This window comes from Candidatus Pyrohabitans sp., from assembly GCF_054014795.1.
Genome location: NZ_JBPMGE010000055.1, coordinates 23080 through 30701, shown reverse-complemented (window position 1 = coordinate 30701; position 7622 = coordinate 23080). Strand labels below are relative to the sequence as shown.

General features: G+C 51.1%; 11 protein-coding genes. 6 read left to right on the top strand and 5 right to left on the bottom strand.

Features of this window, described 5'->3' with window-relative positions; all coding sequences use genetic code 11:
* On the top strand, window positions 1-701 hold a 701-nt coding region (locus ACXJJW_RS06325), incomplete at its 5' end, for an acylphosphatase (protein WP_456474889.1).
* A gap of 9 nt (window positions 702-710) precedes the next feature.
* Here ACXJJW_RS06325 and ACXJJW_RS06320 read toward each other — a convergent pair.
* Both ACXJJW_RS06320 and ACXJJW_RS06315 read right to left on the bottom strand, forming a co-directional pair.
* Window positions 711-1418, bottom strand: coding sequence for an alanyl-tRNA editing protein (locus tag ACXJJW_RS06320; protein ID WP_456474888.1), 708 nt, complete (start codon window positions 1416-1418; stop codon window positions 711-713).
* A 42-nt stretch (window positions 1419-1460) separates the two neighbouring features.
* The gene (locus tag ACXJJW_RS06315; protein WP_456474887.1) at window positions 1461-1928 is read right to left on the bottom strand and encodes a glycine cleavage system protein H; all 468 of its coding nucleotides are present in this window, start codon (window positions 1926-1928) and stop codon (window positions 1461-1463) included.
* 75 nt (window positions 1929-2003) lie between these two features.
* On the opposite strand from ACXJJW_RS06315, the gene ACXJJW_RS06310 reads away from it, so the two are divergent.
* Window positions 2004-2285: a MoaD/ThiS family protein gene (locus ACXJJW_RS06310; RefSeq protein ID WP_456474891.1), complete on the top strand. Its 282-nt coding sequence runs from the start codon at window positions 2004-2006 to the stop codon at window positions 2283-2285.
* On the opposite strand, the gene ACXJJW_RS06305 is transcribed toward ACXJJW_RS06310, so the two are convergent.
* Window positions 2282-3025 carry an amidohydrolase family protein gene (locus ACXJJW_RS06305; RefSeq protein WP_456474886.1) on the bottom strand — a complete coding sequence of 248 codons (744 nt, stop codon included), beginning with the start codon at window positions 3023-3025 and terminating at the stop codon, window positions 2282-2284. The genes ACXJJW_RS06310 and ACXJJW_RS06305 overlap by 4 nt on opposite strands.
* 105 nt (window positions 3026-3130) lie before the next feature.
* Between ACXJJW_RS06305 and ACXJJW_RS06300 the strand changes: the two genes are divergently transcribed.
* The gene (locus ACXJJW_RS06300) at window positions 3131-3511 is read left to right on the top strand and encodes a DUF1284 domain-containing protein (protein ID WP_456474885.1); all 381 of its coding nucleotides are present in this window, start codon (window positions 3131-3133) and stop codon (window positions 3509-3511) included.
* Window positions 3512-3516: 5 nt separating this feature from the next.
* On the opposite strand, the gene ACXJJW_RS06295 is transcribed toward ACXJJW_RS06300, so the two are convergent.
* Window positions 3517-3930 (bottom strand): CBS domain-containing protein, encoded by a 414-nt coding sequence (locus ACXJJW_RS06295; protein WP_456474884.1) that lies wholly within the window; start codon window positions 3928-3930, stop codon window positions 3517-3519.
* 50 nt (window positions 3931-3980) lie between these two features.
* Window positions 3981-4553 carry an LbetaH domain-containing protein gene (locus ACXJJW_RS06290; protein ID WP_456474883.1) on the bottom strand — a complete coding sequence of 191 codons (573 nt, stop codon included), beginning with the start codon at window positions 4551-4553 and terminating at the stop codon, window positions 3981-3983.
* 176 nt (window positions 4554-4729) lie between these two features.
* Here ACXJJW_RS06290 and pstS point away from each other — a divergent pair, with 176 nt between their 5' ends.
* From pstS to pstA, 3 genes are read left to right on the top strand one after another with little or no spacing between them, the layout of a single operon-like run.
* Entirely contained in the window at window positions 4730-5815 is a 1086-nt protein-coding gene (gene pstS / locus ACXJJW_RS06285; protein ID WP_456474882.1) for a phosphate ABC transporter substrate-binding protein PstS, read from the top strand.
* 9 nt (window positions 5816-5824) lie between these two features.
* A complete protein-coding gene (pstC, locus tag ACXJJW_RS06280) occupies window positions 5825-6793 on the top strand; it encodes a phosphate ABC transporter permease subunit PstC (protein WP_456474881.1) in 969 nt (322 codons plus the stop codon).
* Window positions 6790-7620, top strand: a complete 831-nt coding sequence (gene pstA / locus ACXJJW_RS06275; protein WP_456474880.1) for a phosphate ABC transporter permease PstA — start codon at window positions 6790-6792, stop codon at window positions 7618-7620. The genes pstC and pstA overlap by 4 nt, the downstream gene beginning before the upstream one ends.
* Window positions 7621-7622 lie beyond the last annotated feature (2 nt).

Here is a 7622-nt window from a genome sequence, read left to right as displayed (position 1 = left end):
AAAAATTTTGTATGCCAGAGTCAAGATACGTACTTCTTATCGAGGGCAGGGTGCAGAGAGGTGGTTTCAGGAGTTTTCTTAAAAAACGTGCTCTCATGCTTGGCATCACGGGCTATGCGGAGAATCTCCCCTCCGGTGATGTGGTTGTCGTGCTTGAAGGTGATGAGAATGCCATAGAGAAGCTCATTGAGGTCACTGAGAAGGAAGCACCAGTATTTATTGAAATAGAGCGCATAACAAAAAGAAAGGAAGATTACACAGGCAGCTTTGCAGACTTTGAAAGGAAGGGTGCAGATGTGCTTGAGAGTCTGGATGATAGTGACGTGAAAGAAATACTCCTCAACATAGCCTCCTATTCTAAATCCACAGATGAAAAGCTGGAGAAAGGTGTTGAAATTCTCGGCGAAATAAAAACAACGCAGGACGAACACGTAGAGATTACAAAGGAAATACTGAATGAGACCAGGGAGATTTCCACCAAGCAGGACGAACACATAGAGCTTACAAAAGAAATACTGAATGAGACCAGGGAGATTTCCACCAAGGAAGACGAGCACATAGGTGTAACAAGGAAAGGGTTTAAAGATATATCACATGAGATGAAAGGATACCGAGATCTACATGAGGAAATTCGTGAATTGAGAAGTGAGTTTGCAAGACTTAAAGAAGCGCTTAGAGATGCGGGCATATCAGTAAGCTGAACTCCAAATTTACCCTAATGCCACCTCCATGCGCTTGTTCCTCCTTCCCTTGCTCTTGAAGCTGGTTATCTTAATCCCGCCAATCTCGCGGGTGTTTGCCACATGCGTCCCTCCGCAGGCGTCTATGTCGAAGCCCGCGATTTCCACAAGGCGAATCTCACGAATATTCTTCGGAATTAAATCCAGGCGCGTTTTCTCCGGATTAACCCGGCCAAAGGCCTCCTCCCTGGGCAGGGTGTAGACCCTAACCTCAAGCCCATGAGCAATTATCTCGTTCACCTTTTCCTCTATCTCAGGCAGAGCAGCACGGTCAAAGTTTGCAACATCGAAATCCATACGCGACTTTTCAACACCTATCTGATTTCCTGTCACAACAGCACCAAAATCGTCGAATAGCACCCTGGCCAAGAGATGCAGCGCCGTGTGGTAGCGCATAAAGGTATAGCGCCTCTCCCAGTCAAGCTCGCCTCTGACAGTATCGCCTTCGCCTAAACCTGAGCGGTCGCAGTAGTGAACCACCTCACCACGACTGCGCTTCACAAGATAAACATGATAACGCTCACCTCTGCATGAAAGGCTGCCCTTATCCGTGAGCTGCCCGCCTCCCTCAGGGTAAAAGGCGGTGCGCGAAAGCACCACATTGCCATCTTCCTCACTAATCACCCTCGCCTCAAAGCTGCGAATGTAGCTGTCCTTAAGATATAGAAGCTCAGTCATTGCCAGCTGTAGATATTAAAAAAGAATAGGAGAGAAGAGTATTCACTCACACTTGAGAATTTCTTTCTTCTTGTACTCCTCTATCTCCTTATCCATCCACGCCTTTATTCCCTCCTCGCCGTGGGGAAGGTCCTTCAGGTCCTCCTCAAGGTTAGCTGGCTTAAACACAGCAATCCACGCCTCATAGGGTGAATCATTTATCTTGCTGGGGTTGCTTACAACCTCTTGATTTATATCAACTATCTCACCTGCCACGGGTGCGCGGAGAGGGCCTATAAACTTCCCGCTCTCCAGATTTCCAAAGGCCTGGTCCTTGCGCACCTGCCTGCCCTTAGGGAAGGTTCTGAGCTGCTGAATTCTACCTGCGGCGTACGCGCCGAAGGCGTCCAGACCCACGCGCACCAGATCGCCCTCCACCTTTGCCCATATGTGGTCCTTGGGGTGGTAGTAAAGCTCATCGGGCAGCTCCCAGTTGCATTCCTCCTTGCTTCCCACACTGATCTTGACCATAACTCTTACCTCCTTGGCTTTGGTATTTCAATCATTGTTTATAAAATTTCCTTCGTTGAGCTTGGTTGAGTGTACATGGTTAAAATAGTGGTATCCCTCCACTATGTGCTCCAGAAGCTCCTCGGAACTGAGAGTGTGATAATTAAGCTGAATGGAAAACAGAAGCTCAGAGAGGTACTCCTCAGGCTGTGCGACGACGTGCCAGAGGCATATGAGCTGCTGTTCAAGGGGGGGAGGCTCAGACAGGAACTTATATTCATGGTAAACGGCATAGGGGTAAACCACCTCACAGGAGATGACACAGAGATAAAGGACACCGACGTCATAACCATAGTGCCTGCCATAGCAGGGGGTTAAAGTCCGAGAAGCCTGGCGATGTTGCCCCCGCAGATTAATGCCCTCTCCTCCCCAGAAAGAGTCTCAAGCTCCTCAAATTTATCCACCATCTCATACTGCATACTCGCATAGGGGGAGTCGCTTCCTGCAATAATCTTCTCTGCCCCCAGCCTGTCCACAGCTTCCACCACATCTCTGGGGTCTGCCTTAACTGTGCCCAGGTAAACATTGGCCCTGCCCTCACAAGCCTCTATGAACCCCTCGCCACGCATATGGGCAAGTATAATTGTGGCCTCTGGCACGCGGTCCGCAAGGGCCGCGAGAGCCATGTTGTCTGCCTCTGGCTTGCCGTTGTCGAACACCACAGGCGCAGAGAAGCGCGCTGCAGCTTCGATTATCCTCACCACAAAGGGGTGGTCAGGATAGAATTTCTGCGCCGCCGGGTGGAGCTTTATGCCCTTCAACCCCAGCTCACGAAGGGCACGCTTCGCCTCAATTATTGCAGCCTCGCGAAGGTGCGGGTCCAGGCGGGCAAAGCCTATTATGTGCTCAGCATGCTCCCGCTGAGCCTTTGCTATATAGTTGTTGGCACTGGAAAAGCTTATCCCGGGCTCAGCCTCATTGAAGGGAAAAACCACCGCCCTGTCCACACCCGCCCTCTGCATGCGCTCCAGCAGCTCCTCCACGCCCTGCTTTGAGCCGTCGCCCTTATCTGGACCTCCCAGATGCACATGAGCATCGATAATCATCTGACCGCCCATGCTTTAGATTAACTCAGGGGTTTATATATTTAACTTCATAAAAGCAAAGGAGGTGTAAATAGCCTGCGTGCAAAGATTTATCTGCTGCAAGTGCAAATCAGCAACATGAACACAGTAAAGCTTCGTCCCCACCACCTGCTCTGTACCCAGAGGTTTAAAGGTAGAGGATACAGTGAAGCCTTTATTGAGAATTTTAAGGAGATTAAAAGAAGATTGGAACAGAATCCGGTGCTTGAAATAGTTGCCGGTGGGGATGATATCTGTAAGGCATGTCCACATTTCAAGGACGAGAGGTGCCTGAAGTCGCAGAACAGCGACATGGAAGTCAAAAAACTGGACGCCAGGGTTCTCTCAAAACTGAAGCTAAGCGCTGGAATGAAAATGAGATATAAAGAAGTCTCGGGTCTTGTTGAAAAAATTACAAACAGCGAGCTTCCTGAAATTTGTGGTGGGTGCGAGTGGATTGAATACTGCACAGAAGCATGAGCCTGCTAAAGCTTCTTAAATGTGGAGAGAATCTTCTCCCGCAGATGGGGCACCTCACGTACTATATCTGTGGCGGTGAGGATTCCCACAAGGCGGGCATCCCTCAGCACAGGTAGCTTCTTTATCCTCTTGTCTATCATCACCTGCGCCGCCTCCTCAATCGAAGCCTCTGGGATTATCGTCAGGAGGGGTGAACTCATAACCTCCTCCACAGTTGTGCACTCGGGGTCGAGACCCGCGTTGACCACTCGGTGGATTACATCGCGCTCCGTAATAATGCCCACAGCCATGCTGCGCTCTACCACCACCAGGGAGCCGAGGAGCATATCCTCCATTATCTTCGTTGCTTCAAGCACCGGGGTGAAGCGCTCTACAGTCTTAACCGCCGGCGTCATCACATCCTCTACCCTCGTCGCCATCCCCCTTTTTGCTTTCTTTTTTCTGTTAATAAAGATTTTGTTTCGATTTCTCAAGGTCTCCTCGTTGAGGAGCTGGTTCCACCGCGAGGGGTTGCCCTTCGATACCTCTCAGTGAGCTCAACATTTGTACGTCTCACCAGGCTTTTAAACCCCTTTAAATCTGCAGACACATCCTCCAGACGCTCTACCATCTCCTGGGAATCCACCAGCATTCCAGGAGGCACAAGTTTCCCCGGAGGAATGGTGACATCTAAAACCATCGCACCGTGCATAACAACACTACCCTCGCCGATTCTTGATTTAAAAACTGTTGCCCTGAATCCAATAAAACATTCTCTACCAATGCTGCAGGGGCCGTGTATGATGCAACCATGGGCCAGGGAGGTGCCCTCGGCTACCACCACCTGTGTGTCCATCAGGGCGTGTATAATAACCCCGTCCTGCACATTGCACTCGTCCTTTATGAGTATGCTGGAGTTCTCCTCATCTGCCCTGATAACAGCCATGGGGGCGACAAATACTCTCTCCCCTATCCTCACATTCCCTATAACCGCCGCACTCTCTGCGATGTATGTACCTTCTCCGACCTCCGGTTCTCCCGCATTGGGCAGTTTAAAGAGCATTTTTATCACCAGGAATATGACTGTTACTAGGTTCGCATTATTAAGAGTTTTTCAAACGCTTTGCCATGGCAGGGGACTAACTAGTTTATATTGTATCTATATATTATATATTGTATTTACACAAAATATATAACTCTCCTCCCTGATAAACTTAGGTAAAAAGGAGGTAACAAGACATGAACCGGTTAGTTCTAGTGCCTGTAATTGCCATATTGCTCTTCGCTGGCTGCACCGGAAGCGGTGGCAAGGCCACTGCCGGAGCCGAAGAGATAACCATCAACGGTGCAGGGGCAAGCTTCCCCTACCCGCTGATATCCAAGTGGAGCTATGAGTATCACAAACTGAACCCCAGCATAAAGATAAACTACCAGAGCATAGGCAGCGGTGGCGGAATAAAGCAGACGATGGCGAAGACAGTTGACTTCGGAGCCAGCGATGCACCGCTCAAGGAAAAAGAGTATGCCAAGATGGAGGGTATCCTCCACATCCCCGAGACCATAGGTGCTGTGGTGGTGGTATACAACATCCCCGGCATTGAGAGCGGGCTGAAGCTCAGCGGAGATGTAATTGCCGACATATTTCTGGGCAGGATAACCAAGTGGAATGATCCCAGAATAGCGGAGCTCAACCCGGGTATTGACCTGCCGGATAAGGGGATAATAGTGGCGCATCGCAGTGATGGAAGCGGCACGACCTTTGTGTTCTCAGACTACCTCTCCGCCGTCAGCGAGGACTGGAAGGAGAAGGTGGGTAAAGGCAAGTCCCTGAACTGGCCTCTTGGCCTGGGGGGCAAGGGTAATGAGGGTGTCGCAGGTCTGGTGAAGCAGAATCCCTACTCCATAGGTTATGTTGAGCTTGCATATGCAATTGAGAACCGCATAACCTATGCGCACATAAAGAACAGGGAAGGTAAGTTTATTGAGCCCAGCATTGATAGCGTTGCAGCCGCAGCGACCGGCGCAGTGCCAACCCTCCCCAGAGGTGACGAATCCTGGACCACGGTGACAATAGTCAACTCACCTGGAGAGAATGCATACCCCATATCCAGCTTCACCTATCTGCTGGTGTACAGGGACCTGGCGGTAATTCCTGGAATGACGGAAGCCAAGGCCAAGGCGCTGGTGGAATTCCTGTGGTGGGTAATCCACGATGGCCAGAGGTATGCGCCGGGACTTCATTATGCAACTCTGCCAGAGGAGGTTGTGAAGCTCAACGAAGAAACCATAAAATTAATAACCTACCGGGGTAAGTCCCTGCTGTAAGGTGCTGAGATGAGGCTTCTTTTACCTTCTCTTTCAATTTTGAAGAATGCGAAAAGGGGGGTTCTCACCCCCGATACCATCTTTCGTATAACCCTGGGCGTACTTGCCATACTCAGCGTCGTGGTACTCGCAGCCCTTCTGCTTAGAGAGCTGATTGTAGGCTCATGGGCGGCGATAACCACCTACGGTCTGGATTTCCTCCTGAGCACAGACTGGAATCCCGTCACAGGCGAATTTGGAGCATTGCCCTTTATCTACGGCACCATTGTATCCTCCCTGCTCGCGCTGCTGATAGGAGTGCCCCTCAGCCTTGGCATAGCAGTGTACCTCACAGAAATCGCCTCTTCCCGCGTGAGGGCTGTGCTGTCGCCGGTGGTGGAACTTCTCGCAGCAATACCCAGTGTGATTATAGGGCTCTGGGGCATATTTGTGCTTGCACCCTTCGTAAGGGAGCACATCGCACCCCCTCTAATGAACTATCTGGGCTTTCTGCCCCTGTTTAAAGGCCCTGCCTACGGCTACTCTGCGCTAACCGCAGGCCTGGTGCTGGCGATAATGATAATACCCATAATCTCCTCTGTCTCCAGGGAGGCGCTGCTCTCTGTGCCAAGCCTGCAGAAGGAAGGTGCCCTCGCACTGGGAGCGACGCGGTTTGAAACGATTACAAGTGTGGTGCTGCCCTATGCGAGGGGTGCAATTTTCGGAGCAGTTATGCTCGGTCTGGGCAGGGCAATAGGCGAGACCATGGCGGTGACAATGCTGATAGGCAACAACCCCCAGATTTTCACCTCTCTGCTCCACCCGGGCTACACCATGGCGGCGGTGATTGCAAACGAATTCACAGAGGCGACGGATGACATCTACCTCGCGGCTCTAATAGAGATTGGACTGGTGCTCTTCGCCATATCCATGATTGTGAATATAATCGCAAGGGCAATCACCTGGAAGTACCTGAAAATTCAGGAGGGAAGGGTTTGAATATCACGGGCAGGAAGGCGGCTGACAGAATCTTTACCTTCTTCTGCATCGCCAGCACTCTGCTCGCGCTTATACCCCTGGGCAGTATGCTCTACACCCTGATTGTAAAGGGCTTCTCCACAGTAAGCATAGACTTCCTGACTAAGCTGCCCACCCCTGCGGGTGAGCCGGGGGGAGGATTTGGAAATGCGATACAGGGGAGCTTCATAGTGGTGGGAATAGCCAGCGCTATAGGCATACCCCTCGGGATAGCTGCTGGCATGTACCTGGCCGAATTTCCAAACTCCCGCCTTAGCAGGCTTGTGAGCTTCACCGCAGATGTTCTAACTGGTGTGCCGTCGATAATCACGGGAATATTCGCATACCTCTTAATTGTGCTCCGCTTCGGCGGCTTCTCTGCTCTCGCGGGAGGGATGGCACTTGCAACGATGATGATACCCTTCATCGTCAGAACCACAGAGGAGGCCATGAAGCTGGTGCCTGTGGATTTGAGGGAAGCATCCCTGGCGCTGGGTGCGCCCAGGTGGAAGACGACAATGCTTGTGGTGCTTACTACTGCGAGATTTGGAATTATCACCGGTGTGCTTTTAACAATCGCACGCATTGCCGGCGAAACTGCACCGCTGCTCTTCACTGCCTTCAGCAACCGCTTCTGGTTCGACGGTGTGATGAATCCAGTGGCAACACTGCCGGTGATGATATACACCTACGCTGTGTCGCCCTTCGAAGACTGGCACAACCAGGCGTGGGGTGGTGCACTTGTGCTTGTGGCGGTTATATTTATCCTGAACATAGGCATAAAGTTCGCAGCGGGAAGGAGATGGTGATT

What these genes read in the sequence shown, in the direction of transcription:
- ACXJJW_RS06320 (WP_456474888.1), bottom strand. Translation starts at nt 1,418, where the DNA reads ATGACTGAGCTTCTATATCTTAAGGACAGCTACATTCGCAGCTTTGAG.
- ACXJJW_RS06315 (WP_456474887.1), bottom strand. Translation starts at nt 1,928, where the DNA reads ATGGTCAAGATCAGTGTGGGAAGCAAGGAGGAATGCAACTGGGAGCTG.
- ACXJJW_RS06310 (WP_456474891.1), top strand. Translation starts at nt 2,004, where the DNA reads ATGGTTAAAATAGTGGTATCCCTCCACTATGTGCTCCAGAAGCTCCTC.
- ACXJJW_RS06305 (WP_456474886.1), bottom strand. Translation starts at nt 3,025, where the DNA reads ATGGGCGGTCAGATGATTATCGATGCTCATGTGCATCTGGGAGGTCCA.
- ACXJJW_RS06300 (WP_456474885.1), top strand. Translation starts at nt 3,131, where the DNA reads ATGAACACAGTAAAGCTTCGTCCCCACCACCTGCTCTGTACCCAGAGG.
- ACXJJW_RS06295 (WP_456474884.1), bottom strand. Translation starts at nt 3,930, where the DNA reads ATGGCGACGAGGGTAGAGGATGTGATGACGCCGGCGGTTAAGACTGTA.
- ACXJJW_RS06290 (WP_456474883.1), bottom strand. Translation starts at nt 4,553, where the DNA reads ATGCTCTTTAAACTGCCCAATGCGGGAGAACCGGAGGTCGGAGAAGGT.
- pstS (WP_456474882.1), top strand. Translation starts at nt 4,730, where the DNA reads ATGAACCGGTTAGTTCTAGTGCCTGTAATTGCCATATTGCTCTTCGCT.
- pstC (WP_456474881.1), top strand. Translation starts at nt 5,825, where the DNA reads ATGAGGCTTCTTTTACCTTCTCTTTCAATTTTGAAGAATGCGAAAAGG.